28 protein-coding genes are annotated in these 26,959 nt (G+C 70.1%); 20 read left to right on the plus strand and 8 right to left on the minus strand.

What is annotated here, in order from left to right:
* The 4 genes from N5D62_RS23265 to N5D62_RS23280 form a co-directional block, all read right to left on the minus strand.
* A partial coding sequence (locus N5D62_RS23265; RefSeq protein WP_279760333.1) for a DNA polymerase Y family protein occupies window positions 1-969 on the minus strand: 969 nt, incomplete at its 3' end.
* Window positions 920-1,816, minus strand: a complete 897-nt coding sequence (gene imuA, locus N5D62_RS23270) for a translesion DNA synthesis-associated protein ImuA (protein WP_279760334.1) — start codon at window positions 1,814-1,816, stop codon at window positions 920-922. The genes N5D62_RS23265 and imuA, both read right to left, overlap by 50 nt.
* 106 nt (window positions 1,817-1,922) lie before the next feature.
* The gene (locus N5D62_RS23275; RefSeq protein WP_279760335.1) at window positions 1,923-3,263 is read right to left on the minus strand and encodes a HAMP domain-containing sensor histidine kinase; all 1,341 of its coding nucleotides are present in this window, start codon (window positions 3,261-3,263) and stop codon (window positions 1,923-1,925) included.
* Window positions 3,253-3,936 (minus strand): response regulator transcription factor, encoded by a 684-nt coding sequence (locus N5D62_RS23280; RefSeq protein WP_279760374.1) that lies wholly within the window; start codon window positions 3,934-3,936, stop codon window positions 3,253-3,255. The genes N5D62_RS23275 and N5D62_RS23280 overlap by 11 nt, the downstream gene beginning before the upstream one ends.
* A 351-nt stretch (window positions 3,937-4,287) precedes the next feature.
* Here N5D62_RS23280 and N5D62_RS23285 point away from each other — a divergent pair, with 351 nt between their 5' ends.
* The 3 genes from N5D62_RS23285 to N5D62_RS23295 all read left to right on the plus strand — a co-directional run bounded on the left by N5D62_RS23285 (window position 4,288) and on the right by N5D62_RS23295 (window position 5,824).
* Window positions 4,288-4,878 (plus strand): GNAT family N-acetyltransferase, encoded by a 591-nt coding sequence (locus N5D62_RS23285; protein ID WP_279760336.1) that lies wholly within the window; start codon window positions 4,288-4,290, stop codon window positions 4,876-4,878.
* Window positions 4,879-5,092: 214 nt separating this feature from the next.
* The gene (locus tag N5D62_RS23290) at window positions 5,093-5,422 is read left to right on the plus strand and encodes a class IIb bacteriocin, lactobin A/cerein 7B family (protein WP_279760337.1); all 330 of its coding nucleotides are present in this window, start codon (window positions 5,093-5,095) and stop codon (window positions 5,420-5,422) included.
* Between the two features lie 60 nt (window positions 5,423-5,482).
* Window positions 5,483-5,824 (plus strand): hypothetical protein, encoded by a 342-nt coding sequence (locus N5D62_RS23295; protein ID WP_279760338.1) that lies wholly within the window; start codon window positions 5,483-5,485, stop codon window positions 5,822-5,824.
* Here the strand turns inward: N5D62_RS23295 and N5D62_RS23300 are convergent.
* A complete protein-coding gene (locus N5D62_RS23300) occupies window positions 5,778-6,434 on the minus strand; it encodes a Crp/Fnr family transcriptional regulator (protein WP_279760375.1) in 657 nt (218 codons plus the stop codon). The genes N5D62_RS23295 and N5D62_RS23300 overlap by 47 nt on opposite strands.
* A gap of 329 nt (window positions 6,435-6,763) precedes the next feature.
* On the opposite strand from N5D62_RS23300, the gene N5D62_RS23305 reads away from it, so the two are divergent.
* The 10 genes from N5D62_RS23305 (at window position 6,764) to N5D62_RS23350 (ending at window position 19,209) form a co-directional block, all read left to right on the plus strand.
* Window positions 6,764-8,710 carry an AMP-binding protein gene (locus N5D62_RS23305; protein WP_279760339.1) on the plus strand — a complete coding sequence of 649 codons (1,947 nt, stop codon included), beginning with the start codon at window positions 6,764-6,766 and terminating at the stop codon, window positions 8,708-8,710.
* Window positions 8,710-9,621 (plus strand): ABC transporter ATP-binding protein, encoded by a 912-nt coding sequence (locus tag N5D62_RS23310; protein WP_279760340.1) that lies wholly within the window; start codon window positions 8,710-8,712, stop codon window positions 9,619-9,621. Before N5D62_RS23305 ends, N5D62_RS23310 begins: the two co-directional genes overlap by 1 nt.
* Window positions 9,622-9,643: 22 nt before the next feature.
* Window positions 9,644-10,573, plus strand: coding sequence for a branched-chain amino acid ABC transporter permease (locus N5D62_RS23315; RefSeq protein WP_279760341.1), 930 nt, complete (start codon window positions 9,644-9,646; stop codon window positions 10,571-10,573).
* A 13-nt stretch (window positions 10,574-10,586) separates the two neighbouring features.
* Complete coding sequence (locus tag N5D62_RS23320; RefSeq protein ID WP_279760342.1) at window positions 10,587-11,651, plus strand: branched-chain amino acid ABC transporter permease; 1,065 nt, start codon at window positions 10,587-10,589, stop codon at window positions 11,649-11,651.
* A 220-nt stretch (window positions 11,652-11,871) separates the two neighbouring features.
* Window positions 11,872-13,125: an ABC transporter substrate-binding protein gene (locus tag N5D62_RS23325; protein WP_279760376.1), complete on the plus strand. Its 1,254-nt coding sequence runs from the start codon at window positions 11,872-11,874 to the stop codon at window positions 13,123-13,125.
* Between the two features lie 41 nt (window positions 13,126-13,166).
* On the plus strand, window positions 13,167-14,015 hold the full coding sequence (locus tag N5D62_RS23330; protein WP_279760343.1) for an ABC transporter ATP-binding protein: 849 nt from the start codon (window positions 13,167-13,169) through the stop codon (window positions 14,013-14,015).
* 95 nt (window positions 14,016-14,110) lie between these two features.
* Complete coding sequence (locus tag N5D62_RS23335; RefSeq protein WP_279760344.1) at window positions 14,111-14,401, plus strand: hypothetical protein; 291 nt, start codon at window positions 14,111-14,113, stop codon at window positions 14,399-14,401.
* 27 nt (window positions 14,402-14,428) lie between these two features.
* The gene (locus N5D62_RS23340) at window positions 14,429-15,712 is read left to right on the plus strand and encodes an AMP-binding protein (RefSeq protein ID WP_279760345.1); all 1,284 of its coding nucleotides are present in this window, start codon (window positions 14,429-14,431) and stop codon (window positions 15,710-15,712) included.
* Between the two features lie 309 nt (window positions 15,713-16,021).
* On the plus strand, window positions 16,022-16,987 hold the full coding sequence (locus N5D62_RS23345; protein ID WP_279760346.1) for a tripartite tricarboxylate transporter substrate-binding protein: 966 nt from the start codon (window positions 16,022-16,024) through the stop codon (window positions 16,985-16,987).
* A 251-nt stretch (window positions 16,988-17,238) separates the two neighbouring features.
* Window positions 17,239-19,209, plus strand: coding sequence for a hypothetical protein (locus N5D62_RS23350; RefSeq protein WP_279760347.1), 1,971 nt, complete (start codon window positions 17,239-17,241; stop codon window positions 19,207-19,209).
* A 120-nt stretch (window positions 19,210-19,329) separates the two neighbouring features.
* Here N5D62_RS23350 and N5D62_RS23355 read toward each other — a convergent pair whose 3' ends face one another.
* Window positions 19,330-19,713: a VOC family protein gene (locus N5D62_RS23355; RefSeq protein WP_279760348.1), complete on the minus strand. Its 384-nt coding sequence runs from the start codon at window positions 19,711-19,713 to the stop codon at window positions 19,330-19,332.
* 135 nt (window positions 19,714-19,848) lie between these two features.
* On the opposite strand from N5D62_RS23355, the gene N5D62_RS23360 reads away from it, so the two are divergent.
* A complete protein-coding gene (locus tag N5D62_RS23360) occupies window positions 19,849-20,373 on the plus strand; it encodes a hypothetical protein (RefSeq protein WP_279760349.1) in 525 nt (174 codons plus the stop codon).
* A gap of 46 nt (window positions 20,374-20,419) precedes the next feature.
* A complete protein-coding gene (locus tag N5D62_RS23365; protein ID WP_279760350.1) occupies window positions 20,420-21,457 on the plus strand; it encodes a hypothetical protein in 1,038 nt (345 codons plus the stop codon).
* On the opposite strand, the gene dtd is transcribed toward N5D62_RS23365, so the two are convergent.
* Both dtd and N5D62_RS23375 read right to left on the minus strand, forming a co-directional pair.
* Window positions 21,435-21,872: a D-aminoacyl-tRNA deacylase gene (gene dtd / locus N5D62_RS23370; RefSeq protein WP_279760351.1), complete on the minus strand. Its 438-nt coding sequence runs from the start codon at window positions 21,870-21,872 to the stop codon at window positions 21,435-21,437. The two genes, N5D62_RS23365 and dtd, sit on opposite strands and share 23 nt — an antisense overlap.
* Window positions 21,869-22,777: a cation diffusion facilitator family transporter gene (locus N5D62_RS23375; RefSeq protein WP_279760352.1), complete on the minus strand. Its 909-nt coding sequence runs from the start codon at window positions 22,775-22,777 to the stop codon at window positions 21,869-21,871. Before N5D62_RS23375 ends, dtd begins: the two co-directional genes overlap by 4 nt.
* Before the next feature lie 74 nt (window positions 22,778-22,851).
* Between N5D62_RS23375 and argB the strand changes: the two genes are divergently transcribed.
* The 5 genes from argB to N5D62_RS23400 all read left to right on the plus strand — a co-directional run bounded on the left by argB (window position 22,852) and on the right by N5D62_RS23400 (window position 26,923).
* On the plus strand, window positions 22,852-23,766 hold the full coding sequence (gene argB, locus N5D62_RS23380; RefSeq protein ID WP_099862824.1) for an acetylglutamate kinase: 915 nt from the start codon (window positions 22,852-22,854) through the stop codon (window positions 23,764-23,766).
* Between the two features lie 226 nt (window positions 23,767-23,992).
* Window positions 23,993-24,682, plus strand: coding sequence for a response regulator transcription factor (locus tag N5D62_RS23385; protein WP_279760353.1), 690 nt, complete (start codon window positions 23,993-23,995; stop codon window positions 24,680-24,682).
* A gap of 112 nt (window positions 24,683-24,794) precedes the next feature.
* Window positions 24,795-25,433, plus strand: a complete 639-nt coding sequence (gene slmA / locus N5D62_RS23390) for a nucleoid occlusion factor SlmA (protein ID WP_279760354.1) — start codon at window positions 24,795-24,797, stop codon at window positions 25,431-25,433.
* A 58-nt stretch (window positions 25,434-25,491) separates the two neighbouring features.
* Window positions 25,492-26,448, plus strand: a complete 957-nt coding sequence (locus N5D62_RS23395; protein ID WP_279760355.1) for an ATP-binding protein — start codon at window positions 25,492-25,494, stop codon at window positions 26,446-26,448.
* On the plus strand, window positions 26,441-26,923 hold the full coding sequence (locus tag N5D62_RS23400; protein WP_279760356.1) for an NUDIX domain-containing protein: 483 nt from the start codon (window positions 26,441-26,443) through the stop codon (window positions 26,921-26,923). The genes N5D62_RS23395 and N5D62_RS23400 overlap by 8 nt, the downstream gene beginning before the upstream one ends.
* Window positions 26,924-26,959 lie beyond the last annotated feature (36 nt).

Raw genomic sequence — 26,959 nt, forward strand, 5'->3', positions numbered from 1 at the left:
CGGCCCGAGCCGCGCGGCGATGCGCTCCAGCGTCAGGTACAGCGTCTCGCCGGTGCGCACCACGTCGGGCAGCAGCGAGGCGCTGTCCTCGGTCAGCGCCTGCACGCCGATCGCCGTCAGCCGCAGCTCGCCGACCGGCGCGCGCAGCGTCGTCTTGGCCAGGTGCTCGGCCATCAGCCGGCAGAAGTGCTCGAGCTCGCGGATCGGCTCGGCGGTGCGGATCGTCAGCGCGCCGCCGTCGCCGGCGTCCTTGGCGCGCATCGAGTCGTGCACCCAGTGCAGCGTCACGCCGGTCGCGCCGGCATGGCGCGCGGCCAGCCAGCCGCACAGCCGCATCAGCAGCGGCCGCGCGCCCATCAGCAGCGCCGGGCCGTGGTCCTCGCGGCTGGGCAGCTCGACGCGGGCGAGGAATTCCTCCGGCAGCAGTTCCCAGCGGTGCGCCTCCGGCCGCAGCCCGTAGGCCTGGTCCAGCATCGTCAGCAGCGCCGCGCCGAAGCGCCGGCCGATGCCGCCGCGCGGCAGCGCCCGCAGCTGGCCCAGCGTGTTGATGCCGGCGCGGCTGAGCGGCTCCGCGTGCTCGGCCGCGGCGCTCAGCGCCTGCAGCGGCAGCGGATCCAGCACCGCCTGCAGCAGCCGGCCGCCCAGGTCCGTCACGCCGCAGCGCGCCAGCACCAGCGCGGCGGTGGCCGTCGGCGCCCAGCCGATGCCCACCGCGCCCAGGTCGGGCGCCTCCTCGCCGATGCGCGCCTTCAGCGCGGCCAGGCCGCGGAACAGCCGCAGGCTGGCCTCGACCTCCAGGACGACGGCGTCCTCCATCAGCGCCACGCGCGGCGTGAACTGCAGGCACCAGACCGCCAGCCCCGCCTGCGCCTCGGCGCACACCCCCCAGGGATGCGGCGGCGGCGCGGTGGCCGGGTCCTCAAACGGCGCCGGCGGACGAGGCGGCAGGATCAGCGCGACCCACAACATCGGGCGACTCCGGGAACAGGGCGAGCGCGACGCGCGCGCGGGGGGATTCGGTCGAGGCCGGGGGAGCGGCCTGGAGGGCGGCTTCGAGGGACCCGAGGGTCTCGAGGGCTTCGGGCGCGGACGCGGTCGCCGGGGCAGGCACGGCCTCGGGCACCGGCGCCACCGGGCGCATCGTGCCGGGCTGCATCGTGCGCGGCGTCAGCACCCGCGCCAGCCCGCCCGGGATCGACGCCAGCCGCAGCGGCGTCTCGTGGGCGGGGCCCTTGCGCTTGAGGATGCGGACGTTCAGCGCCCAGTCGATGTCGACCGTCACCTCCACCCGCAGCGGCGCGGGCGACGGATCGTGGCGCGCGGCCAGCGGCCGGAACAGGAACACCGGGCCCTCGAACGACTGCGCCAGCACCTGCAGCCGCCGCAGCTGCTCGGGCGAGGCCTGCGGCATCCAGGCCAGCACCGCGCCGGCGGCGTTGGACTTGATCAGCTGCTCGGCGCACCAGAGCCGCTCCGACGGCGCCTGGGCCTGGATCCAGACCAGGTGGCGCTCGTCCAGCCCCAGGTGCAGCAAGCCGGGCAGGTGGGGGCGCTTGGGCGGGCCGACCAGCGCCACCGCGGCGCCGTCGGCGACGACGCGGCGCAGCGCCGGACCCGCCAGCCGCCATTCGGCGAGCGAGAACTGCGGCATCAGCACTTCGGTCAGCTGGCGGCCGGGCCAGCCGCCGCCGGGCAGCTCGGCGTCGAGCGCGTCGAAGCCGCTGGGCCAGACGGTGTCGGTGCCGCGGCCCAGCGCGTCGCCGCGCCAGAGCGCCTCGGCCACCGCCGGGGGCAGGGGCGTGGGCAGGGGAATCATGGCGAGTCGGTCGATGGAGAGACAAAAACGCCGGTTGTCGAACCGGCGTGGATTTACTGTATGTGCATACAGTATAGGTTGGCGATCGACTCGTCCAGGGGCTGTTTCAACTCGAGTGGGGAGAATCTCCCGGATCGCGGGGCGGCGGTGCCGTCGGGGCCGGCGCGGGCGCGAAGCTCAGCACGAAGCGCGTGCCCCCGCGGGCCGGCGCCTCCAGGCTGACGGTCCAGTCCAGGTGCTCGGCGACGCGCTTGACGATGGCCAGGCCCAGCCCGGCGCTGCCGGCGCCGGCGGGGTCGACCTGCATGAAGCGGTCGAAGATGCGGTCGCGCACCGCCGGCGGGATGCCGATGCCGGTGTCCTCGATGACGACGCGGCCGGCCTCGAGCCGGATGTCGACCCGGCCCTGCTCGGTGAACTGGCAGGCGTTGCGGATCAGGTTGCCCACGGCGATGGCGGCCAGCTCCGGCCGCGCCGGGACCTCCAGCGCCGCGGCGTCCGGATCGGCGTGCAGCGTCATCTCGACGTCCTTGCCGCGCAGCAGCGGGCGGCAGCGGTCCATCTCCTGGCGCAGCAGCGGCAGCACGGCGGTCGGCGGGGCGCCGATGCTGGCCGGGTCGCGCGACAGCAGCAGCATCGCCACGACGCGCTCGCTGGTGTCGGCGGCGGTGCGGCGGATGCGCTCGGCCAGCTCGACCATGTCGTCGCGGCCGTGCAGCCGCGCCTTGAGCACCTCGGCGGCGCCCAGCATGACGGCCAGCGGGGTGCGCAGCTCATGGCTGACGTCGCCGGTGAACCAGCGCTCGCGGTCCAGGTAGCGCTGCTGGGCCTCGGTCTTGGCGGCGAAGGCGCGCGAGAGCACGCCCAGCTCGTCGGTCGATTCCTGCAGCGGGTACTCGCGCGGCGCGGCGCCGGTCTCCACGGCGCGGGCCAGCGCGGTCACCGGCGCGACGATGCGGCTGGCGGTCAGCTGCGCCAGCAGCAGCGCCAGGCCCAGGCAGCAGACGAAGGCCAGGCCGAGCAGGCCGTAGACGCCGGCCTCGATCTTGGCGAAGTCCTCGTCGCGGTCGGTCAGCACGAAGGGCGCGCCGAGGTCGTCGCGGACCAGCACGTTGACCTCGACGCCGTCCTGCGGGAGCGTGTACTTGCCCGCGGGCTGGCCGCGCAGCGAGGCCGGGATCTCGGCGCCGCGGTACAGCGTGACGCTGGGCGGCAGGTCGGGCGGCAGGCCCTGGCGCTCGCGCGCGACGAGCTCGTCGGCGGTGCGGCTCAGGCGCTGGTCGATCAGCCGGTCCTCGATGCTGGATGCGATGCGCACCGCGGCGACCGCGAAGGCGCCGCACACCAGCAGCGTCAGCAGCAGGAAGGCCGCGGCGACGCGGGTGCGCAGCGTGGTCGGCGCGGCGGTCGAGCGCGCGCGCCGGACCTCGCCGCCGTCATCCCGCATCGGGCGACACCAGCCGGTAGCCGATGCCCGGATGGGTCTTGAGCAGCGGGACGGGGAAGGGCTTGTCCAGCGCGGCGCGCAGCGCGTGGATGTGGGTGCGCAGCGCGTCGCTGTCGGGCGGGTCGTTGCCCCAGACCTCGCGCTCGAGGTCCTCGCGGCGGACCAGCTTGGGCGCCTCGCGCAGCAGCGCCGCCAGCAGCTTGTAGCCGGTGGGGGTCAGTTGGATCGGCTTGCCGGCGCGGGTGGCCTCCAGCGTGTCGGGGTCGAAGCTGACGTCGGCGTAGCTGACCGCGGAGCTGAGGTTCAGCCCGTGGGAGCGCCGCATCAGCGCCTTGAGCCGGATCTCCAGCTCGACCAGCGAGAAGGGCTTGACCAGGTAATCGTCGGCGCCGTTCTCGAAGCCGTTGACCTTGTCGGCGATGGTGTCGCGGGCGGTCAGCATCAGGATCGGGGTGGGGCGGCGGAAGTCCTTGCGCAGGCGCCGGGCGACGTCCAGGCCGTCCAGCCCCGGCAGGGTCAGGTCCAGCACGATCGCGTCGTAGGAGCCGGCGGCGGCCTGCGCCAGGCCGCCCAGGCCGTTGCGGGCCACGTCGAGCTGGTAGCCCATCGGCTCCAGGTAGGCGAACAGGTTGGCGACGATGTCCGGGTTGTCTTCGATGACCAGCAGCTTCATCACGAGGCTCACGTTCTGCGGCGCCCAGGGGCCGCGTCGTCCGACGGATGCGGGCCCGGCGGCGAGTGTTCGCCAGGAGCCCGCGGAAGCTGGGAATGCTATGCCAGCAGGGGGCGGCGGACCTGTCGGCGGGCTGTCGCCCTCGCCCCGTCAGGGGAGGCGCGCCATGTTTCGCGGGCGTACAGCGCGCACCGGCGCCGTCCGGCATGCGACGCGGTGAGACGCCGGTGCCCCGGCCACCGGGCGTCGGACGTGGGGCGAGCGTGATGCAAGTCCGGTCCGTGGTTCGGCGATCTCGAGGGGCTGGACCTTGAAATCTTGTCCAGGCGCATAATGTGCGGGTTAACCCTTATGTTTGCACCTGCCTTTTCCATCCCGGCGGTCGAGCGGCTCACCGAGACCCGCCGGCTGACGCTTCGCCCGCCCGAGGCGGCCGATGCCCGGACGTTCCGCGAGCTGCTGACCGATCCCGCGAACCGCCGGTTCGACGCGGGCGGTCCGGCCGCGTCGGAGCGGCTGGAGCTGTGGCGCGCGCTGTGGGCGCGGGACGGGCTGGGGCCGTGGGCGGTGGCGCTGCGGGAGCAGCCGTCGCTGGGCTCGATCGGTTTCGGCGGGCTGAGCCGGGGCAGGATCTGCGGCGTGCCGGCGCTGCTGCTGGAGTTCCACTTCCTGTCCGATCACTGGGGACGGGGGTATGCGGCGGAGATGTCGCTGGCGGCGTTGTCGCTGGCCTTCGACAGCCTGCACGCGGGGTCGGTGCAGGCCCTGCTCGGGGCGAGCAACACGGCGGCGCGCAAGACGCTGGAGCGGGTGGGGCTGCGGCTGACCGGCTCGGTTGCCGAACACCCCGGGGAAGCCGCGAGCCTGCTCTACGAGATCAACGCCGCGCAGTACGCGGCCCTGCCGCGCCAACAGCCGGAAGCGACGCCGTTCGGGGCGTGAGGGCGGGGCGCGAGCGGCGCCCTCGATCGACGTCTTCCAGCAAAACAGGCTGAAGTCCTACCCATTCGTTTGGAAGATGCACGAGTTTGGGTGTGCATCGGTCATCGAAGCCAGGGCGGGAAATGAATGCAATGAAGTCGTCCCATTGACGAACGCCGTCAGGGGACGGAGGCGGGCATGTCGCCGCGCCTCCTCCATCCAACTGGAGACTTTCATGACTGCATTCATTGCCAATCCGACCCCCGTCCATGCCGGCGCGTGGCGCGCCGACGCCGGGGAGCCGGTCGGCATTCAGGAATTGACCTTGGAGGAGATCGAGCAGGTGCATGGCGGGTTCGGGCCCGCTGGAGCCCTGGCGGGAGCGGTGGGCGCTGGCGTGGGCTCGTACTTGACGGGAGGCAACGCTGGTCAAGTCGCCGCCGCAGCGATCTTCGGTGGCGTCGCCGGCTTCTTCTGCGGCGTGGGGATGTACGCCAGTTCGGCAACGGTGGCCGCCATGGGCACGTTCGCCACCAGCAGCACGAACAGGTACACGCAGCGCTAAAAGCCCGATGAATGGTCGGCACGGTGTCAGCCGTGCCGACCTCACTCCAAGAGCCCAACGATGAACAACTTCGACATTCAGTTCGGCCTCAATAGCGTCACCTTCGTCGTCATCATGGTCAGTCACGCGGACCGATTTGCTTCAAGGGCGGGCCGCCTGTCATTGATTGGATTCCTGGCGGTCGTCTTCGCCAGCAATGCCGTGTTGAACCTGGACCGGTTCGCGCCGTGGGAGGCCATCGTGCGAGGAGCAGGAAATGCCGCGGTCGTCGCCGTGTGCACCCTCGCGCTGGCCCGCTACAACGAATGGCGCCGCATGAAGAAGGCAAGCGCCGCGCCCCGCGGCGCCACTTCGGCTACTGCTGCGGATACACCCGCAGCCCCGCCAGGTCCAGCACCCTGAGGCCGCCGTACTCGACCGCGATGAGGCGCTGCTCCTGCAGGTGGCGCAGCGCCTCGTTGACGCGCTGGCGCGAGAGCCCCACCAGGTGCCCCAGCTCCTGCTGCGTGATCCGCAGCAGCCCGTTCACCCCCGGGTACAGCATCGGATGGAACAGCGCCGCCAGGTTGCGCGCCACCCGCAGGTCCGGATCGCTCTGGCGGTCGATCTCGCGCGCCGCGATGAACTGCCCCAGCCGCTCGTTGAGCTGGTTCAGCACGTAGCGGTTGAAACCCAGGCTGGTCTCCAGCAACTCGTGGAAGCTCTCCAGCGGCAAGCCCGCCACCACGCTGCGCCGCAGCGCCTGGATGTTGTAGCGGTAGCACTCGCGCTTGAGCAGCGTGCCCTCGCCGAACCAGCCCCCCGGCGGCACCCCGGTGAAGGTCACCGGCCGCGCCGCCGCGTCGTCGTTGCTCATCTTGAGCAACCCGTCGATCACGCCGAACCAGAAATTGGCCTCGCGCCCCAGCCGGCAGATCCGCTCGCCGACCTCCACCTCCGCCACCTGGATGCTCGACGCGACCCGCTCGCGCCGCTCCGGCTCCAGCGCCTTCAGCCAGGGGATCGCCGCCATCTCCTGCGCCGTCGCGGCCCGCGCGCGCAAGCGGATCGGCTGCGTCGGCACCGTGCCGGACGGGAGCGGACGCAGGGGCACCGGGGTGGGCGAACCCAGCGCGGCGTGGACGGCGGAGTCGGGGGTGGCGGCCATCCCCCATTCATCGCGCCCGCGCTTGACATCAACCTGACGCGACCCCCTGGGGAAAACGCTTCCCCGAACTCTCCCTAGGAATGTCGTCGCAACGACAACACGACGTCAATGAGCCAGCCTACAGTCCATCCAACCCCGCACCACGAGCGCCCCCGTCAGAGGGGCGACCGCGAGGGCCCCACAAGGAGACGACGGTGGAGCAGACCTTCCCCCGCTGGTTGCTCGCCCATGCCCGGCAGCGTCCCGACGCTCCCGCGCTGCGCGAGAAGGAACTCGGCATCTGGCAGACGCTGACCTGGTCCGCGCTCGCGGCGCTGGTGCGCGAGCTCGCGCATGGCTTCGCCGCCGCCGGCCTGCAACGCGGCCAGCACCTGGTCGTCATCGGCGAGAACCGCCCGCGGCTCTACGCGTCGATGCTGGCCGCGCAGTCGCTCGGCGCGATCCCGGTCCCGCTGTACCAGGACGCGGTCGCCGCCGAATTCGTCTTCCCGCTGCAGAACGCCGAGGTCGCCTTCGCCGTCGTCGAGGACCAGGAGCAGGTCGACAAGCTGCTCGAGATCCGCGACCAGTGCCCCGCGCTCGGGCGCATCTGGTTCGACGACCCGCGCGGCCTGCGCCATTACGCGGCCGACGGCCTGGCCTCGCTCGACGGCCTGCGCGACGACGGCCGCGCCCACGCGCTGCGCCATCCCGGCGCCTTCGAGCGCGAGGTCGAGGCCGGCCGCGCCGACGACGTGGCGGCGATGTTCTTCACCTCCGGCACCACCGGCCATCCCAAGGGCGTCGTCCACACCCACGCGACGCTGCTCGACCGCGCGCAGGCCGGCGCGCGCTTCGACCGGCTCACCGCCGACGAGGAGGTCCTGGCCTACCTGCCGTGCGCCTGGATCGGCCAGAACATCTTCAGCTACGCCCAGTGGCTGGCCTGCGGCTACGTGGTGAACTGCCCCGAGTCCGCCAGCACCGTCAGCATCGACCTCAAGGAGATCGGCCCGACCTACTACTTCGCGCCGCCGCGCGTCTTCGAGGGCCTGCTCACCAGCGTGATGATCCGCATGGAGGACGCCGGCGCGCCCAAGCGCTGGCTGTTCGCGCGCTGCATGGCGCTGGCCCATCGCGTCGGCCCCACGCTGATGGACGGCAAGCCGGTCAGCGGCTGGGACCGCTTCAAGTACCGGCTCGGCGACCTCGCGATCTACGGCCCGCTGCGCAACTCGCTGGGTTTCTCGCGGGTGCGCGTCGCCTACACCGCGGGCGAGGCGATCGGCCCCGACCTGTTCAGCTTCTACCGCTCGATCGGCATCAACCTCAAGCAGCTCTACGGCTCGACCGAGACCGCGGTCTTCGTCTGCCTGCAGCCCGACCACGAAGCCAAGTCCGACACCGTCGGCGTGCCGATCGACGGCGTGGAGATCCGCCTGGCCGACAGCGGCGAGATCCTGGTGCGCTCGCCCGGCCTGCTCAAGGGCTACTACAAGAACCCCGAGGCGACCGCCGAGGTGCTGGGCGCCGACGGCTGGTACCGCACCGGCGACGCCGGGTTCCTCGATGCCGGCGGGCATCTGAAGATCATCGACCGCGCCAAGGACGTCGGCCGGCTGCGCGGCGGCGCCTTCGACGGCGCGATGTTCGCGCCCAAGTACGTCGAGAACAAGCTGAAGTTCTTCTCCTTCGTGAAGGAGGCGGTGGCCTTCGGCGACGGCCGCGACCGCGTCTGCGCCTTCGTCAACATCGACTTCGAGGCCGTGGGCAACTGGGCCGAGCGCCGCAACCTGCCCTATGCCGGCTACACCGACCTGGCGGCCAAGCCCGAGGTCTACGCGCTGATCCGGGACTGCGTGCAGAAGGTCAACGCCGACCTGGCACAGGACGAGCGCCTGGCCGGCAGCCAGGTCACCCGCTTCCTGGTGCTGCACAAGGAACTCGACGCCGACGACGGCGAGCTCACCCGCACCCGCAAGGTCCGCCGCGGCGCGATCGCCGACAAGTACCGCGTGCTGATCGACGCGCTCTACGACGGCAAGACCTCGCAGTTCATCGAGACGGCGGTCCGCTTCGAGGACGGCCGCGCCGGCAAGGTCGCCGCCGACCTGCGCATCGAGGAGGCCGACACCTTCTCCCCCACCCGGAGGGCCGCCTGATGAGCGCCAGCCTCACCGCGTCCGCGGCGTCCGCCCCGGCGCTGTTCCAGGACACCGCCGCCACGCCGGGCCTGGCCGCGCCGGGCAGCGCCGACGGCTCTTCGGAGGGCCTCTCGCCGCGCCGGCGCACCGGCGGCGTGATCCTGTCGGTGCATGACATCACGCTGTCCTTCGGCGGCGTGAAGGCGCTCAACGAGATCAGCTTCGACGTCCGCGAGCACGAGATCCGCGCCATCATCGGCCCCAACGGCGCGGGCAAGAGCTCGATGCTGAACTGCATCAACGGCGTCTACCAGCCGCAGCAGGGCCGGGTGATGTTCCGCGGCGAGGACGTGCGCCGGCTCAGCCCCCGCACCCGCCAGCGCCGCATGGCCGAGATGGGCGTGGCGCGCACCTTCCAGAACCTGGCGCTGTTCAAGGGCATGAGCGTGCTGGACAACATCATGTCCGGCCGCAACCTGCACATGAAGCGCAACCTGCTGTGGCAGGCGCTGCGCCTCGGACCGGCGCTCCAGGAGGAGATCGCCCACCGCGAGCAGGTCGAGCGCATCATCGATTTCCTCGAAATCCAGGCCTACCGCAAGACGCCGGTGGGCGGGCTGCCCTACGGGCTGCAGAAGCGCGTGGACCTGGGCCGCGCGCTGGCGATGGAGCCCAAGGTGCTGCTGCTGGACGAGCCGATGGCCGGCATGAACGTCGAGGAGAAGCAGGACATGTGCCGCTTCATCCTGGACGTGAACGACGAGTTCGGCACCACCATCGTGCTGATCGAGCACGACATGGGCGTGGTCATGGACATCAGCGACCGCGTCGTGGTGCTGGACTACGGCAAGAAGATCGGCGACGGCACGCCCGACGAGGTGCGCGCCAACCCCGAAGTCATCCGCGCCTACCTGGGCGCCGGCGAATAACCCGGCGGCGAAGGACACGACCATGGGCTTCTTCCTCGAAACCGTCTTCGGCGGCCTGATGGCCGGCATGCTCTACGCGCTGGTGGCGCTGGGATTCGTGCTGATCTTCAAGGCCTCGGGCGTCTTCAACTTCTCGCAGGGCGCGATGGTGCTGTTCGCGGCGCTGGCGATGGCGCGCTTCGCCGAATGGTTCCCGCAGTGGCTCGGCTTCGAGAGCGCGCTGCTGGCCAACGTGCTGGCGCTGGCGGCCGCGGCGGCCTGCCTGGTCGTCGTGGCCTGGCTGGTCGAGCGGCTGGCGCTGCGCGGCCTGGTCAACCAGCCCGCGATCACGCTGCTGATGGCCACGCTGGGCATCAGCTACTTCCTGGACGGCGCGGGCCAGCTGATCTTCGGCAGCGCGACCTACAAGATCGATGTCGGCCTGCCCAAGGACCCGATGTTCGTGCTCGAGGACACCTTCCCCGGCGGCCTGCTGCTCAACAAGGAGGACCTGTACTCCGCGGTGATCGCGGCGCTGCTGGTCGCCCTGCTGTCGCTGTTCTTCCAGAAGACCCGCACCGGGCGCGCGCTGCGCGCGGTCGCCGACGACCACCAGGCGGCGCAGTCGATCGGCATCCCGCTGTCGCGCATCTGGGTGATCGTGTGGTCGGTCGGCGGGCTGGTGGCGCTGGTGGCCGGGATCATCTGGGGCAGCAAGCTGGGCGTGCAGTACTCGATCTCGCTGGTGGCGCTCAAGGCCTTCCCGGTGGTGATCCTGGGCGGCCTGACCTCGGTGCCGGGCGCGATCGTGGGCGGGCTGATCATCGGCGTGGGCGAGAAGCTCTCCGAGATCTACCTCGGCCCGGCGGTCGGCGGCGGCATCGAGAACTGGTTCGCCTACGTGCTCGCCCTGGGGTTCCTGCTGGTGCGGCCGCAGGGCCTGTTCGGCGACAAGATCATCGACCGCGTCTGAAGGGGGAACGACCGTGCTCTATCGTGAAAACGGCCAGTTCAAGGCCTCCTACCGCGCGGACCTGGGGCTGTTCCCGGTCGCGCAGGACCGCGTCGCGATGCTCGCGCTCGCGCTGGTGGCCTTCGTCGCGGTGCCCTGGCTGGCCAGCGACTACACCTTCCGCGCCGTGCTGATCCCGTTCCTGGTGCTGTCGCTGGCGGCGCTGGGCCTGAACGTGCTGGTGGGCTACTGCGGGCAGATCTCGCTGGGCACCGGCGCCTTCATGGCGGTGGGCGCCTACGCGGCCTACAACCTGCTGGTGCGCGTCGAGGGCATGCCGCTGCTGCTGGCGCTCATTGGCGGCGGGCTGGCGTCGACGGTGTGCGGCGTGCTGTTCGGGCTGCCCAGCCTGCGCATCCGCGGCCTGTACCTGGCGGTGGCGACGCTGGCGGCGCAGTTCTTCATCGACTGGTTCGTCAACCGCGTGCCGTGGGTGACGAACAACTCGTCCTCGGGCTCGGTCAGCGTGGGCGCGCTGCAGGTCTTCGGGCTGCCGCTGGAGACGCCGGCGCAGCGCTACCTGCTGTGCCTGTCGCTGGTGGTCGTGTGCGGCGTCGTGACCAAGAACCTGGTGCGCGGCGCCATCGGCCGGGAGTGGATGGCGATGCGCGACATGGACGTCGCCGCCGCCGTCATCGGCATCCGGCCGGTGCACGCGAAGCTGACCGCCTTCGCGGTGAGCAGCTTCATCGTCGGCGTGGCCGGCGCGCTGTGGGGCTTCATCCACCTGGGCGCGTGGGAGCCGGCGGCCTTCGGCATCGACAAGTCGTTCCAGCTGCTGTTCATGATCATCATCGGCGGGCTGGGCTCGATCGCCGGCAGCTTCTTCGGCGCCGCGTTCATCGTGTTGCTGCCGCTGCTGCTGAACTACGTCCCGCACTGGCTGGGCCTGCCGCTGTCCACGGGCACGGCCTCGCACCTGGAGCACATGATCTTCGGCGCGCTGATCGTGTTCTTCCTGATCGTCGAGCCGCACGGGCTCGCGCGCCTGTGGTCCACGGCCCGCCAAAAGCTGCGGCTATGGCCCTTCCCCCACTGATCCCGCAGCCGCCGCAGCCCCGCTTCGGGCGGTCCGCGTTGTTGCAGATCCTCGCCATAGCGTCGCTATGGCTCCGGTCTGCGCCTAGCGGCCCATCCCGAATCGGAGCCGCGGCGGCCGCGGGATGTCCAGCGTAGTACCCGATGCTCATAACAGGAGACAAGACATGAACTTCAAGATCCTTCTGTCTGTGGCGGCCTTGGCCGGCGCATTGCTACCCATGACGGCGCAGGCGCAAGCCGCCAACGAGCAGTTCATCCCGCTGCTGGTCTACCGCACCGGCCAGTTCGCGCCGCTGGGCATGCCCTGGGCCGACGGCAAGCAGGACTACCTGAAGCTGGTCAACGCGCGCGACGGCGGCGTCAACGGCGTGAAGCTGTCCTTCGAGGAATGCGAGACCGCCTACGACGCCGCCAAGGGCGTCGAGTGCTACGAGCGGCTCAAGGGCAAGGGCGGCGGCGCGTCGGGCTTCGACACGCAGTCCACCGGCATCACCTTCGCGGTGACCGACAAGGCCTTCGTCGACAAGGTCGTCGTCGAGACCCCGGGGTACGGCCTGTCGCAGTCGGCCGACGGCACCGTCTTCGAATGGAATTTCCCGCTGCTGGGCACCTACTGGACCGCCGCGGACGTGATGCTCCAGGACATCGCGAAGAAGGAGAAGGGCTCGCTCAAGGGCAAGAAGATCGCGCTGGTCTACCACGACAGCCCCTACGGCAAGGAACCGATCCCGCTGATCCAGAAGCGCGCCGCGGCCGAGGGCTTCGAGGTGCTGCTGTACCCGGTCACGCCCCCCGGCGTGGAGCAGAAGTCGACCTGGCTGCAGATCCGCCAGCAGCGCCCGGACTACGTGCTGTTCTGGTCCGCCGGCGTGATGACCCCGGCCGGCATCCGCGAGGCCCAGGCCAGCGGGTATCCGCGCGAGAAGATCTACGCGATCTGGTGGGCCGGCTCGGACCACGACGTCAAGGACATCGGCGCCGGCGCCAAGGGCTACAACGCGATCACGCTGCACAACAGCGCCGCCAAGGACAAGGTCCACGACGAGCTGAAGAAGTTCGTCTACGACAAGGGCCAGGGCACCGGCCCGGCCACCGGCGTGGGCACGCTGGCGCACACGCGGGGCATGATGATCTCGATGCTGCAGGTCGAGGCGATCCGCGCCGCGCAGGAGAAGTTCGGCAAGGGCAAGGTCATGACGCCGGAGCAGGTGCGCTGGGGCTTCGAGAACCTGAACCTGACCGCCGACCGGCTCAAGGCGCTGGGCTTCGGCGAGGTGATGCGCCCGGTGCAGACCAGCTGCGCCAACCACATGGGCACGGACTGGGCGCGCATCGTCCAGTGGGACGGCGCGAAGTGGAACATCGTGTCCGACTGGTACCAGTCGGACAAGACCCACATCGATCCGATGGTCAAGGAGTACGCCGCCAAGTACGCCCAGGCCAAGAACCTGAAGCCGCGCAGCTGCAGCTGAAGCGTCGACCGCCGAACCGACTGCTGAACGGGAAAGCCGCCATGCATGCCACCTCCGTCTCCTCACCGCCGGCGGCCTCCGCCGCCGTCGCGCCGCTGCTCGACGTCAACGGCATCGAGGTCATCTATCACCACGTGATCCTGGTGCTCAAGGGCGTCTCGCTGCGCGTGCCCGAGGGGAAGGTGGTGGCCCTGCTCGGCGGCAACGGCGCGGGCAAGACCACCACGCTGCGCGCCATCTCCAACCTGCTGGCCGGCGAGCGCGGCGAGGTCACCAAGGGCTCGATCGAGCTGCGCGGCGAGCGCATCGAGCGGCTCTCGCCGGCGGACCTGGTGCACCGCGGCGTGGTGCAGGTGATGGAGGGCCGGCACTGCTTCGCGCACCTGACCATCGAGGAAAACCTGCTGGCCGGCGCGTACACCCGCACCGACGGCAAGGCCGCCGTGGCCCAGACGCTGGAGAAGGTCTACGCCTACTTCCCGCGGCTCAAGACGCGGCGGGGCTCGCAGGCGGCCTACACCTCGGGCGGCGAGCAGCAGATGTGCGCGATCGGGCGGGCGCTGATGGCCAATCCGAAGATGGTGCTGCTGGACGAGCCGTCGATGGGTCTGGCGCCGCAGATCGTCGAGGAGGTGTTCGAGATCGTCCGCGACCTCAACCACAAGGAGGGCACCACCTTCCTGCTGGCCGAGCAGAACACCAACATGGCGCTGCGCTACGCCGACTACGGCTACATCCTCGAGAACGGCCGCGTCGTCATGGACGGCGAGGCCAAGGCGCTGCGCGACAACGAGGACGTGCGCGAGTTCTACCTCGGCATGGGCGGCGGGGACCGCAAGAGCTTCCGCGACGTCAAGAGCTACAAGCGCCGCAAGCGCTGGTTGGCCTGAGGGCAGGCGCGACCGCGTCGGGCCGCGAGCGTCGCCCGGTCGCGGGTGCCGCGGGGCCGCCGGGGGATCGAATCGGAATTCTTTGGGAGCAGTTCATGGACAACGACTTCTTCGCGCCGCCGCCGTTCAAGGCCGAGGAGGCGCTCGTGCAGCTCAAGCGCGCGTTGCGCGACCTGCGTGCGCTGACGGAGCGCGGCACCGGCTGGAGCTTCGAGAACCAGGAGGTCCTGACGCTGGCCGCCGGCGACGGCGTCATCGACGCGAGGCTGGCGAAGAAGCCGGCGCGCAGTCCCGACTGGGAGGCACGGACGCTGCGCAACGCGGCCGACGTGCGCAAGCTGCAGGACGAGCTCAAGCGCCGGCTGGCGCAATGGGCCGACGAGTGAGGAGACCCGCGTGAAAAGGAACAAGCGATGAGCGCCGAGTTCTACGACACGCTCGAGACCCGCGACCCGGCCGCGCGGGAGGCCGCGCTGATGGCGGCGCTGCCGCACCAGGTGGCCAACGCGCGGCAGAACACCGAGGCCTTCGGGGCGCTGCTGGAGGAGGTCGAGCCCGACCTGGTGCGCACCCGCGCGGCGCTGGCGCGGTTGCCGGTGACGCGCAAGTCGGAACTGCTGGCGCGCCAGCAGGCGGTGCGCGCCGACGCGTCGCGCACGCCGTACGAGCCCTTCGGCGGGTTCTCGACGATCGGCTGGCGCGGCCTGAAGCGCGACGGCGGCGCGCGGCGCGTGTTCCAGTCGCCGGGCTCGATCTACGAGCCCGAAGGGCAGGGCCGCGACTACTGGCGCGTCGGACGGGCGCTGCACGCCGCCGGGCTGCGGGCGGGGGACCTGGTCCACAACTCGTTCAGCTATCACCTGACGCCGGCCGGCGCCATGATGGAAGGCGGCGCCGAGGCGCTGGGCTGCACCGTCTTCGCCGGCGGCGTCGGCAACACCGAGCTGCAGCTGCAGGCGATGGCCGAGCTGCGGCCGCATGCCTACATCGGCACGCCCAGCTTCCTCAAGATCCTGCTGGACAAGGCGGCGGAGCAGGGCCAGCCGCTGTCGGTGCGCAAGGCGCTGGTCAGCGGCGAGGCCTTCCCGCCGGCGCTGCGCGACTGGTGCGGGGAGCGCGGCGTGGCCGGCTTCCAGTGCTACGCGACCGCGGACCTCGGGCTGATCGCCTACGAGACGGCGGCGCGGCAGGGACTGGTCGTCGACGAAGGGGTGATCCTCGAGATCGTGCGCCCGGGCACCGGCGACCCGGTGCCGGACGGGGAGGTGGGCGAGGTCGTCGTCACGACGCTCAACCCGGACTACCCGCTGATCCGCTTCGGCACCGGCGACCTGTCGGCGGTGCTCCCCGGACCGTGCCCGACCGGACGGACCAACGTGCGCATCCGCGGCTGGATGGGCCGGGCCGACCAGAGCGCCAAGGTGCGCGGGATGTTCGTCCACGCCGGCCAGGTGGCCGACGTGCTGCGGCGCTTCCCGGAAGCGCGGCGGGGACGGCTGGTCGTCGAAGGGGAAATGGCGCAGGACCGGATGACGCTGAAGGTCGAGACCGAAGAGGCGCCGCCGGAAGGACTCGCCGAACGCCTGGCCGGCGCGCTGCGCGAGGTCACCAAGCTGCGCGGGGAGATCGCGTTCGTCGCCGCCGGGGCGCTGCCCAACGACGGGAAAGTCATCGAGGATCTTCGGAAGTTCGATTGATCCGTCGGGGAACGCCGACTGCCCCCATCCAGCGCGGGGGGGCTGCGCGGTGGGAACGCCGACTGCCTCCGCCCAGCGCGGGCTCTGCGCGACGCGAGGGGGCTCCCTCCTGGACCCCCTCGCATCACTCCGGCCCCAGTGACATCGGTGCGTGCGGGCCTTGGGATGCGGGTGGGGCATGGCACCGGTGCCATCGGGCGTGGCGGGGGGGCGGGGTATCCCGCCTTACGTAGTTTCCGTAAGTCGCGGGGGAGGGCGTCGACCTAGCATCCGCGCCATCACCCACACCTCCATCGAGGAAGAGACACCATGAAGAAGATCCTGCTCGCCTGTGCCGCGGCGCTGAGCGTTGGCGCCGCCTGGGCCGAATACCCGGACAAGCCGGTGACCATCGTCGTCCCGTTCGCCGCGGGCGGACCGACCGACAAGGTCGCGCGCGACCTGGCCGAAGCGCTGCGCAAGCCGCTCAACGCGACGATCGTGATCGAGAACGTCGGCGGCGCCGGCGGCACGCTGGGCGCCACCAAGGTGTCCAAGGCCGCGCCGGACGGCTACACGCTGCTGCTGCACCACATCGGCATGTCGACCTCGCCGGCCCTGTACCGCAACCTGCAATACAAGACGCTGGACGACTTCGAGTACCTGGGCCTGATCAACGAAGTGCCGATGACGCTGATCGCGCGTCCGACGCTGCCGGCCGCCAACTACGCCGACCTGGTGAAGTGGCTGGGCGCCAACAAGGGCAAGATCAACCTGGCCAACGCCGGCCTGGGGTCCGCCTCGCACCTGTGCGGCCTGCTGTACATGAGCACGGTGAAGATCGACATGACGACCGTGCCGTACAAGGGCACCGGCCCGGCGATGACCGACCTGATCGGCGGCCAGGTCGACCTGATGTGCGACCAGACCACCAACACGACGTCGCAGATCGACGGCGGCAAGGTCAAGGCGTTCGCGGTGTCGACGCCCAAGCGCCTGGGCGGTTCGCTGTCCAAGCTGCCGACGCTGGACGAGTCCGGCCTGAAGGGCTTCAACGTGACGATCTGGCACGGCATGTACGCGCCCAAGGGCACGCCCAAGGCAGTGCTGGACAAGATCAACACCGCGCTGAAGACGGCCCTGAAGGACGCCGAGTTCCACAAGCGCGAGGAAGCGCTGGGCGCCGTGATCGTGACCGACAACCGCGTCAACCCGGCCGAGCACAAGAAGTTCGTCGAGTCGGAGATCAACAAGTGGACGCCGGTGATCAAGGCCGCCGGCCAGTACGCCGACTGATCGATCGCTGAACGCCGGCGGCTCGCCGGCCCGGCCCGCGGCTCGCGCCGCGACCTCGAAGCCCGCCACTCGGCGGGCTTTGTCATTGGCGGGGGTGGTGATCAATGAACGGTGCGGAGCTGACCTGCATCGGTGGTGGTACTGCCTTGGATGGCTGGCACTCGAGGTGAATCTGACTTGGATGCGGCAGTGCGGGAAGGGGCGGGGATTTGGAGACTCGCTGGTTCTTTTGTCGAGCAAGGAAACAGCAGATGAGCACCTCGCACACCCGCGCGCGGCCGGTTCCGGAACCGGCGGCCAAGTCCACGACCGTCACCCCGCGCCGGCTGCGGCGTGACGGAGATCAAGTCCCGTCGGAGCACCCGACCGACGACCCGGCACACGGCGCGCGCGCTGAAGCGGCCGAGGTCGACAAGGCGTCCACCGCCGCCGAAGTAGCACAGGCGTCCGCCTCGCCGGACGTCGCGGCCGAAGCGGCTCCCGACGCCGCTGCTGCGGCCGATCTGCCGGTCGATGCCGGCCTCGGCGGTGGCCTGGCCAACAACAAGCTGCAGGTCGCTGGCCTGGGCCTGCTGGGGCTGACGGTCGTCGGCGCAGCAGCAGGCGGAGGCGGCGGTTCGATCGGGAGCGCCGGTGCCGCGATTCCCCCTGCACCCGCTCCCGCCCCAACCCCCTCGCCGACGCCGGAGCAGCGCCCGCCCGAAGGGCAGTCGCCCGACGGCGCGAAGCCCGATGGCACGAAGCCTGATGGCCAGCAACCGGGCGGCCAAATGCCGGACGCACAGCAACCCGGCGGTCAGACCCCTGGCGGGCAGACGCCCGAAGGCCAACAACCCGGCGGCCAGACGCCAGACCCACAGCAACCTGGCGGTCAAACCCCTGGCGGGCAGACGCCCGATGGCCAACAACCCGGCGGCCAGACGCCGAATCCCCCGCAGTCGGATGGCCAGACCCCTGGCGGCCAGACGCCCGGTCCCGGTCCCGGCCCCGATGTCACGCTGCCCACGCCGCCTGCCAAGCCCGCGCTCGCGCTGGTGAATGACACCGGCATCAGCGCCACCGATGGGCTCACGAAGGACGGCACGATCCAGGTCGACGGCATCCTGCCCGGCAACACCTGGAAGTACAGCGTGGATGGCGGCGCGACCTGGGTGACCGGCGGTGAGGATCACCGGGTGCCCGGCGCCAGCTTCCCGACCGATGGCGAGCAACGCGTGCAGGTCATGCAGTTCGATGCGTACGGGCAGCCCAGCGAGGTGGGCGAGCTGCCGTTCCACCTGGATCGCACCGGTCCGGAGGGACAACCCGTGGTTGTCCTGGCAAATGACACGTTCAACTGGGCATTCCCTGCCAACATTCCTGATCGCATCACAAGCGACGGCACGCTGAACATCGGCGGGTTGAATGCCTCAACCCCTTGGTCCTACAGCATTGATGGTGGAGCGTGGGTGCCTGGTGTCGGCAGTCAGATCCCGAACGGCGCCTTCGCGAAGGAGGGGCTGCATACCGTTCAAGTCAAGCAGACCGACGTGGCGGGCAACGACGGCACGATCGCGTCGTTCGAGTTCACGCTGGACCGGGTCGTCGCGCCAAACTCGATCACGTTCGATCGAGTCAGCAAGATCGCGGATGGTCAGTTGGTGACCAACGGAAGCAAATTGCTGATCGAGGGGCTGGAGGACGGGGCGATTGCCATGTTGCGACTGAACTCGGACGCCGGGACCTATCTTCGGTTCTCTGACCGTCCCGCCAAAGCGGACCACCCATTGGAATTTAGCTTGAAGGAGGTGGAGTTCCAGGCGCAGGGTGGTGTCTTGAAGCAAGGCGTCAATACCCTCGATGTCTTTGTGACTCACGTTTCTGACACCTCTGAGTTCCGCCGCTACACCTTCATCTACGACACCCTCGCCCCCGACGCCCCCACCATCGCGCTGAAGCACGACGACGGCGCGTCCTCCACCGACAAGCTCACCTCCGACGGGACCTTGGTGATCACCGGCCTGGAGAAGGAAGCCAGCTGGAAGTACAGCCTGGACGGTGGCAAGACCTGGGACAAGGGCACGGGCAACGAGCTGTCGGGCACCGTCTTCACCGCGGCGGGTGCGCAGTCGGTGCAGGTGATCCAGACCGATCTGGCGGGCAACGACAGCAAGGTCCAGCCCTTCGAGTTCACGCTGGTCCAGCCGCCGCTGCTGCCGCCGGGCGGGAACTCGGTGATCTGACCCAGCGATCTCCCCTCAACGAAAAACGCCGCGTGATCGCGGCGTTTTTTCATGGGCGCTGGCACGCCCCCAACCCACTCCCGGCGGGCGCGAGCGCAACGCCCGCCGCCGCCTCGCGCGTCAGCCCGGCGAGCGGCACACCACACCCACCTTGTTGCCGTCCAGGTCGCGGAAGTACGCCGCGTAGAAGTTCGGCCCGTACTGCTCGCGAGGCCCCGGCCGGCCCTCGTCGCGCCCGCCGCCGGCCAGCGCCGCCGCATGCGCCGCATCGACCTGCGCCCGCGTCGACGCCGCCAGCGCCAGCATCACGCCGTTTCCGACCGTCGCCGCCAACCCATTGAAGGGCGCGACCACCCAAAGCTGCGTCTCGCCGCCCTCGGGGCCGTAGCCGACCATCTCGTCGTCCGAATACCCGGCCTTCAACCCCAGCGGGGCGAGCACGGCGTCGTAGAACTCCTTGGCCGCGCGGCGGTCGTTACTGCCCAGGGTCACATAGCTGATCATCAATCGCTCCTCTGTCATTGCGATGGGGGATCCCGCATTCTCGTCAGTTCGGCTGACCTGAATCACCAGCCCTCCTGGAGAACGACGCTCGCCTCCCGGCCACTGAACCGGCTTCCTCAACTCGTCAGGACGGCCATGTTCTTCCAAATCGATTCGATGGAAGGGGTCCAGATCGGCGGCCACCAGGTCATCGGTCCGGACAAGTCGATCACCCGATCGGGATGCGCTCCAAGCCTCGAAAAGGTCGCCGCGAAGGCGCTCGAACGGCATCACGCGCTGCTGGACCTGTTCGGCACGTGCAGGACGGACGAACAGCGCGACTGCTGGCGCGCGGCCGCGGAGCGCAGCGGGAAGCTGCTGTCCCAGGCGCAGTCGAAGGACGGTGGCGACCTCGCCAGGCTCGCCGCCGAGGCGATCGCCGATCTGCTCTCGGCCACGAAGGCGCGCATCCGCGAGTTGGAGCCGCCCGACACCCGTGCCGGCCGGCGCGTCTCAAGCAGGGAAGTGCCGCTGACGTACACGCGCGTGGCGCCGGGAACGGTGCTCGACAAGGTGGACATGGTCTCGTTCAGCGAGCACGGCGTGTTCGTCGTCACGCCCGACTTCAGCCGCGTGCGGAAGAAGACCCCGAAGCCCTCGCCGGATCCGAAACAGGCCTGACGGCCAGCGCACCCGCTCCACCCCCCGCATTCACGAAAGGAACCCCATGTTCAACATGACATCGAGCAGCGGCTTGTCGATCAACTTCCACAACGTCGACAACCACTATTTCAAGAACAAGCTCCTGGTGAGGTCCCCTGACGGGCAGATGGTGGAGGTCCCGTTCGACAAGCTCCGCGCCGATGCCGCGGCCGGCTGCCAGCGGCTGGATGAACTCGTGGGCCGGGCGCGGGCGAGCGGCAACGCGGAGCACCTGGCGACTGCCCAGAAGCACGCGGACCGCGCCGCTGGCATGTTCCGGAAGCTCACGCGCCAGATCGAGACTGGGAAACTGATCGCGGACGCGTTTCCCCACCAGTTGGTCGAGCGGATCGAGCGCGCCGCGAAGAGGGTCGAATCGCTGCTCGACGGCAAAGCCCCAGTCCTCTTTTCCACCACCGAAACCACGACGGAAACCAAGAGAATCCAAATGTCCATTTGCGTGTCGCGCAACCCAGCCCCGCCGGCCGATGACATCGGCAGCGACGACGTGATCGTCGGCCCGGCGAGCAGCGCGCCCGCGGCGCGGATGCCCACGCCGTCGATCGCGCAACGCCCGCGCGCCTGGATCGGCGGTGCCGCGAACGCGCCGCGTGACGCGTCGAAGCAGGCGTCGACCGTGAAGCCCGAACCGGTGAAACCTCGACCTAGCGAGCACTCGGGTTTCGCGGTCGATCCGCACGCGACCGGGACGGCGCTGCGTCAGCGCGAGACGAATGAAATGGTCATCCAAGACCACCTGACCCTGTCGAGCATGGCCGAGCAGATCCGGGCGTTCGACGTGGATACGGCCGGCGGTCCGGCCGGGCTGAACGAGGTCCGAAGCCTGATCAAGGCCAATCCCTACCCCGAGGAGGAACCGTTCCTCGAGGACCGCGAGAACTATTGGGCGTTCTCGCTGCCGATCGAGCGGAATTGGGCGTCCTACACGGACGACGAGCGCACGGAAAAGTTCAAGCAGCTGGAAAACATGTGCGCGGTCGGCCTGAACTGGGTGAAGGCCGAACGGAAAGCCGCCTCGGTCACATCCGCATCGGAATCGTGACCGGCCCGTCGTTGACCAGGCTCACCCGCATGTCGGCACCGAACTCCCCGGTCTCGACCAACGGGTGCTGCGCCCGCGCGAACGCCACCGCGTGGTCGTAGAGCCGGCGGCCCAGCGCCGCCGGCGCTGCGCCGGTGAAGCTCGGGCGGTTGCCGCCCGAGGTGTCCGCCGCCAGCGTGAACTGCGAGACGATCAGCAAGCCGCCGCCCACATCCTGCACGCTGCGGTTCATCTTCCCGGCCTCGTCGCTGAAGATCCGCAGCTTCAGGATCTTCGCCAGCAGCTTCTCCGCCACCGCCTCGTCGTCCTGCGGCTCGGCGCAAATCAACAGCAGCAGCCCCTGGCCGATGCGCCCGGTGCAGCGGTCACCGACATCGACCCGGGCCTCCTTCACGCGTTGCAGCAGCGCGATCATCCGCGTTCCTCCTCGTTCTCCCGCGCCGCCTGCTCGGCGAAGCGCGTCTCGACGTTGACCGGCAGCAGCTGGATGCTGGCGCGGATGCCGGGCAGGGCGCGCATCAGCGCCTGCTCCACCTCGCCGCGCAGCCGGGCCGCCTCGCCCAGCGTCCAGCGCGCGGGCACGTGCAGGTGGAAGTCCACGTAGCGCCGCTGCCCCGCCACCCGCGTGGCCACATGGTCGAAGCGAAGCTCCGGCGACTCGAAGCGCTGCAGCACCGCGGCGATCGCGAGCTGGTCCTCCGGATCGAGCGCCATGTCCATCAGCCCGCCGGTGGAGCGCCACATCAGGTGCATCGCCTCGCGCAGGATGTTCAGCGCCACCAGGATCGCCAGCAGCGGGTCCAGCCAGGTCCAGCCGGTCAGCCAGACCCCGATCAGCCCGGCGACCACGCCCACCGAGGTCCACACGTCGGTGAACAGATGCCGCGCGTCCGCCTCCAGCGCGATCGAGCGGTGCGCCCGCGCCGCCTTGAGCATCGCCATCGCCAGCCAGCCGTTGATCGCCGTGCTCACCAGCGACAGCGCCAGGCCCAGGCCCAGCGACTCCAGCGGCTGCGGCGCGCGCAGCCGGTCGATCGCCGCCCAGCCGATGCCCAACGCCGCGATCAGGATCAGCGCGCCCTCGAACGCGCTGGAGAAGTACTCCGCCTTGTGGTGGCCGAAGGGGTGGTCCTCGTCGGGCGGGCGCCGCGCGATCGTGACCATCGCCAGCCCGAACAGCGCCCCGGCCAGGTTCACCCCCGACTCCAGCGCGTCCGACAGCAGGCCGACCGAGCCGGTCCACCACCAGGCGGCCGTCTTCAGGGCGATCGTCGCCATCGCCACGCCGGCCGAGAGCTTCATGTATTGCTGGACTTGCATGGGCCGGGATTTTGCCGGTGCTCCTCCTACAATCGCCGCCGATTTCCTTCCACCCACTCCAGCCGGACAGCACCATGAGCAATACCCCGCCCGTCCACGACGCCGACCTCAGCCACATCCCGCCGCGCGACAAGGCCGAGTTGCTGTCCCAGGCGCTGCCCTACATCCGCAAGTACCACGGCAAGACCATCGTCATCAAGTACGGCGGCAACGCGATGACCGACCCCGCGCTGCAGCAGGACTTCGCCGAGGACGTGGTGCTGCTCAAGCTGGTCGGCCTGAACCCGGTGGTGGTGCACGGCGGCGGCCCGCAGATCGAGGACGCGCTCAACAAGCTCGGCAAGAAGGGCCACTTCATCCAGGGCATGCGCGTCACCGACGAGGAGACGATGAGCGTCGTCGAATGGGTGCTCGCCGGCGAGGTGCAGCAGGACATCGTCGGCCTGATCAACGTCGCCGGCGGCAAGGCCGTGGGCCTGACCGGCCGCGACGGCGGCATGATCCGCGCCAAGAAGCTCAAGATGGTCGACAAGGACGACCCGTCCAAGGAACACGACGTCGGCTCCGTCGGCGACATCGTCGCCATCGACCCCAGCGTCGTGAAGGCGCTGCAGGACGACCAGTTCATCCCCGTCATCAGCCCGATCGGCTTCGGCGAGAGCAACGAGAGCTACAACATCAACGCCGACGTCGTCGCCGGCAAGCTGGCCGAGGTCCTCAAGGCCGAGAAGCTCGTGCTGCTGACCAACACCCCGGGCGTGCTCGACAAGCAGGGCAACCTGCTGACCGACCTGTCCGCGCGCGAGATCGACGAACTCTTCGCCGACGGCACGCTCTCGGGCGGCATGCTGCCCAAGATCGCCTCGGCGCTGGACGCCGCCCGCAGCGGCGTCAAGGCCGTGCACATCATCGACGGCCGCGTCCCCCACGCGATGCTGCTGGAGATCCTCTCCGAGCAGGCCTACGGCACGATGATCCGCTCCCACTGAGCGTCGCCCGCGCGGGGGGCAACCCCCCCGCGACCGGCCCCGACCCCCTGCGAGCCCCCTCCAAACGAGGGGGCTCGTTTGTTTCCGGGAGCGTCATTTGCCTCCGGCACCCCTCTGGACCGCGGGGGTGGTCGAAGGTCATACCACTGCAAGCTGGGGATTGCCGCTGAAACACGCGACATCCCAGAATGCGCCCCGGAACGGCTCCATAGCCGTGAGGGATTGCATGTCACTGTTCAGCGTCTTGATCGTCGAGGATCAGCTTCGTTTCCGCGAAGCGTTCGCCCATGCCCTGGAAAAAGCGCCGGACATCCGTCTGGTGGGCATGGCCACCGATCTCCAGCAGGGTCGCAAGATGTTCGACCAGACACGTCCGGACGTGCTGCTGGTCGACCTGGACCTGCCCGGCGGCAGCGGGATCGAACTGATCCGCCACGCCGCCCACGTCGCCCCGGAATGCGAGGTGATGGTCATCTCCGTCTTCGGCGACGAGCAGCACGTGCTCTCGAGCATCGAGGCCGGCGCGACCGGCTACCTGCTCAAGGACTCGCTGGCGCTAGATCTGCCGGGCCAGCTGCGCTCGCTGCGCGCGGGCGGCAGCCCGATCTCGCCGGTGATCGCCCGCCGGCTGCTGCTGCGCCTGGCGCCGCAGGGCGGCGGCGCGCATCCGCGCGGCTTCGGCGACTCCGCCCCGATGCCGCTGGTGGACGAGCAGGTCGTCGCGCTGTCCGAGCAGGAATCGCGCGTGCTGCACCTGGCCGCCAAGGGCTTCACCTTCGACGAGATCGCGCAGTTCATGAACGTGTCGCCGCACACGATCATGACCTACGTGAAACGCACCTACCGCAAGCTGCAGGTGCGCTCCAAGGTCGAGGCGATCTACGAGGCGCGCCGCCTGGGCTGGTTGCGCGACTGAGCGGCGCGCGGGCAACGAGGGGGCGGCCAGGCGGCTGCCGTACGGCGTGCGGCATCGCCGTCAAGACGGCGTTCCGGGTGTGCCAGAATCGCCGCACACTTCGGCCCCTCCCATGCACACCAGCCCCCCGGACACCACGGATTCCGCCGCTGCCAAGCCGGCGGAACTCCCGCGCAAGCGGCTCAAGCCGGGCGAGCGCCGCGTGCAGATCCTGCAGACGCTGGCCAGCATGCTGGAGCAGCCCGGCGCCGAGCGCGTCACCACCGCCGCGCTGGCCGCGCGGCTGGAGGTCAGCGAAGCTGCGCTCTACCGCCACTTCGCCAGCAAGGCCCAGATGTTCGAGGGCCTCATCGAATTCATCGAGACCAGCATCTTCTCACTGCTCAACCAGATCGCCGAGCGCGAGACCGACGGCCTGGCCCAGGCGCAGCGCATCGTCGCGGTGCTGCTGCAGTTCGGCGAGCGCAACCCGGGCATGGCCCGCGTGATGGTCGGCGACGCGCTGGTCTACGAGAACGAGCGCCTGGTCGCGCGCATGAACCAGTTCTTCGACAAGGTCGAGTCCTCGCTGCGCCAGGCGCTGCGGACCGCCGCGGAGGCCTCGGGCTCCAGCACCCCGACCGTCGAGGCGCAGGCGCAGGCCTCGGTGCTGGCGAGCTTCATCATCGGCCGGCTGCAGCGCTACGCGCGCTCGGGCTTCAAGCGGCTGCCCACCGAGCAGCTGGACGCGGCCATGCGAATGCTCGCTTGAGGCTTCGCGACGTCCCGCGCCCCTGATCCGGCCAGGGGGCCGCCTACACTCGGCCCCTATGTCCCAAGCCCCTGACGCCCCCAACGCCCTGGAAGCGCTGCTGCGGCGCGCCGACACCCTGCTGAGCCGCCTGGAGGCGGTGCTGCCCCAGCCCCTGACGCCGCCCGACTGGGACGCCACCGTCGCCTTCCGCTACCGCAAGCGCGGCGCCAGCGCCCGGCTGGAACCGGTCCGGCACCTGTCGGCGATTCGGCTGGGCGACCTCAAGGAGGTCGAGCCGCAGAAGGAACGCCTGCTGCGCAACACCCGCCAGTTCGTCCAGGGCCAGCCCGCCAACAACGTGCTGCTGACCGGCGCGCGCGGCACCGGCAAGAGCTCGCTGATCAAGGCCTGCCTCAACGAGTTCGCCGACCGGGGCCTGCGGCTGATCGAGGTCGACAAGGCCGACCTGGTCGACCTGCCGGACCTCGCCGACCTGGTCGCCGACCGGCCGGAGCGCTTCGTGATCTTCTGCGACGACCTCAGCTTCGACGAAGGGGAGGCCGGCTACAAGGCGCTGAAGTCGATGCTGGACGGCTCGGTCGCCGCCGCCACCGACAACCTGCTGATCTACGCGACCAGCAACCGCCGCCACCTGCTGCCCGAGCAGATGAAGGACAACCTCGGCTACACCCACGGCGAGCGCGACGGCAACGTCGAGGTGCATCCGGGCGAGGCGGTCGAGGAGAAGATCTCGCTGTCCGAGCGCTTCGGCCTGTGGATCAGCTTCTACAGCTTCAGCCAGCAGGAATACCTGGCGATCGTCGCGCAGTGGCTGACGCACTTCGGCCTGGACGCCGCCCGCATCGAGGCCGCGCGCCAGCCGGCGCTGGTCTGGGCGCTGGAGCGCGGTTCGCGGTCGGGCCGCGTCGCCTACCAGTTCGCGCGCGACCTGGCCGGCCGCGGCGGCGCCGCCGACGCGGCGCCGGTCATCTCCCAGGACGGCGACGCGCCGGAAGGACTCGACCATGTCTGAGCCGCTCAAGGCCAATCCCCACAGCCCCTCCGCCGCCACCGACCGCGAGCCGGTGGACGTGGCCGTCGGCGTGCTGGTGCGCCGCGATCCCCGCGGCCGCGAGACCGAGTTCCTGCTGACCTCCCGCCCCGAGGGCAAGGTCTACGCCGGCTACTGGGAATTCCCGGGCGGCAAGCTCGAGGCCGGCGAGACGGTCGAGCAGGCGCTGCGGCGCGAGCTGCACGAGGAACTCGGCATCACCATCGGCGCCGCGTTCCCCTGGAAGATCGAGTTGATGGAGTACCCGCACGCGAAGGTGCGGCTGCATTTCTGCAAGGTCCACGAGTGGTCCGGCGAGTTCGAGATGCGCGAAGGCCAGGCGATGAGCTGGCAGCAACTGCCGGTGCAGGTCCAGCCGGTGCTGCCGGGCACGATCCCGGTGCTGCAGTGGTTCGCGGCCGAGCGCTTCCATGTCGGCCTCACCCATGTCGTCTGAAGGCATGAGCGGGGCTTCGGCGGTGGGCGCGGACTA

It is taken from the genome of Mitsuaria sp. GD03876, assembly GCF_029840635.1.
Taxonomy (GTDB): domain Bacteria; phylum Pseudomonadota; class Gammaproteobacteria; order Burkholderiales; family Burkholderiaceae_C; genus Roseateles.

Excerpts from the sequence above, each read along its gene's own strand:
- imuA (WP_279760334.1), bottom strand. The coding sequence starts at position 1,816 with ATGATTCCCCTGCCCACGCCCCTGCCCCCGGCGGTGGCCGAGGCGCTC.
- N5D62_RS23275 (WP_279760335.1), bottom strand. The coding sequence starts at position 3,263 with ATGCGGGATGACGGCGGCGAGGTCCGGCGCGCGCGCTCGACCGCCGCG.
- N5D62_RS23280 (WP_279760374.1), bottom strand. The coding sequence starts at position 3,936 with ATGAAGCTGCTGGTCATCGAAGACAACCCGGACATCGTCGCCAACCTG.
- N5D62_RS23285 (WP_279760336.1), top strand. The coding sequence starts at position 4,288 with ATGTTTGCACCTGCCTTTTCCATCCCGGCGGTCGAGCGGCTCACCGAG.
- N5D62_RS23290 (WP_279760337.1), top strand. The coding sequence starts at position 5,093 with ATGACTGCATTCATTGCCAATCCGACCCCCGTCCATGCCGGCGCGTGG.
- N5D62_RS23295 (WP_279760338.1), top strand. The coding sequence starts at position 5,483 with ATGAACAACTTCGACATTCAGTTCGGCCTCAATAGCGTCACCTTCGTC.
- N5D62_RS23300 (WP_279760375.1), bottom strand. The coding sequence starts at position 6,434 with ATGGCGGCGATCCCCTGGCTGAAGGCGCTGGAGCCGGAGCGGCGCGAG.
- N5D62_RS23310 (WP_279760340.1), top strand. The coding sequence starts at position 8,710 with ATGAGCGCCAGCCTCACCGCGTCCGCGGCGTCCGCCCCGGCGCTGTTC.
- N5D62_RS23315 (WP_279760341.1), top strand. The coding sequence starts at position 9,644 with ATGGGCTTCTTCCTCGAAACCGTCTTCGGCGGCCTGATGGCCGGCATG.
- N5D62_RS23325 (WP_279760376.1), top strand. The coding sequence starts at position 11,872 with ATGACGGCGCAGGCGCAAGCCGCCAACGAGCAGTTCATCCCGCTGCTG.
- N5D62_RS23330 (WP_279760343.1), top strand. The coding sequence starts at position 13,167 with ATGCATGCCACCTCCGTCTCCTCACCGCCGGCGGCCTCCGCCGCCGTC.
- N5D62_RS23335 (WP_279760344.1), top strand. The coding sequence starts at position 14,111 with ATGGACAACGACTTCTTCGCGCCGCCGCCGTTCAAGGCCGAGGAGGCG.
- N5D62_RS23340 (WP_279760345.1), top strand. The coding sequence starts at position 14,429 with ATGAGCGCCGAGTTCTACGACACGCTCGAGACCCGCGACCCGGCCGCG.
- N5D62_RS23345 (WP_279760346.1), top strand. The coding sequence starts at position 16,022 with ATGAAGAAGATCCTGCTCGCCTGTGCCGCGGCGCTGAGCGTTGGCGCC.
- N5D62_RS23350 (WP_279760347.1), top strand. The coding sequence starts at position 17,239 with ATGAGCACCTCGCACACCCGCGCGCGGCCGGTTCCGGAACCGGCGGCC.
- N5D62_RS23355 (WP_279760348.1), bottom strand. The coding sequence starts at position 19,713 with ATGATCAGCTATGTGACCCTGGGCAGTAACGACCGCCGCGCGGCCAAG.
- N5D62_RS23360 (WP_279760349.1), top strand. The coding sequence starts at position 19,849 with ATGTTCTTCCAAATCGATTCGATGGAAGGGGTCCAGATCGGCGGCCAC.
- N5D62_RS23365 (WP_279760350.1), top strand. The coding sequence starts at position 20,420 with ATGTTCAACATGACATCGAGCAGCGGCTTGTCGATCAACTTCCACAAC.
- dtd (WP_279760351.1), bottom strand. The coding sequence starts at position 21,872 with ATGATCGCGCTGCTGCAACGCGTGAAGGAGGCCCGGGTCGATGTCGGT.
- N5D62_RS23375 (WP_279760352.1), bottom strand. The coding sequence starts at position 22,777 with ATGCAAGTCCAGCAATACATGAAGCTCTCGGCCGGCGTGGCGATGGCG.
- argB (WP_099862824.1), top strand. The coding sequence starts at position 22,852 with ATGAGCAATACCCCGCCCGTCCACGACGCCGACCTCAGCCACATCCCG.
- N5D62_RS23385 (WP_279760353.1), top strand. The coding sequence starts at position 23,993 with ATGTCACTGTTCAGCGTCTTGATCGTCGAGGATCAGCTTCGTTTCCGC.
- slmA (WP_279760354.1), top strand. The coding sequence starts at position 24,795 with ATGCACACCAGCCCCCCGGACACCACGGATTCCGCCGCTGCCAAGCCG.
- N5D62_RS23395 (WP_279760355.1), top strand. The coding sequence starts at position 25,492 with ATGTCCCAAGCCCCTGACGCCCCCAACGCCCTGGAAGCGCTGCTGCGG.
- N5D62_RS23400 (WP_279760356.1), top strand. The coding sequence starts at position 26,441 with ATGTCTGAGCCGCTCAAGGCCAATCCCCACAGCCCCTCCGCCGCCACC.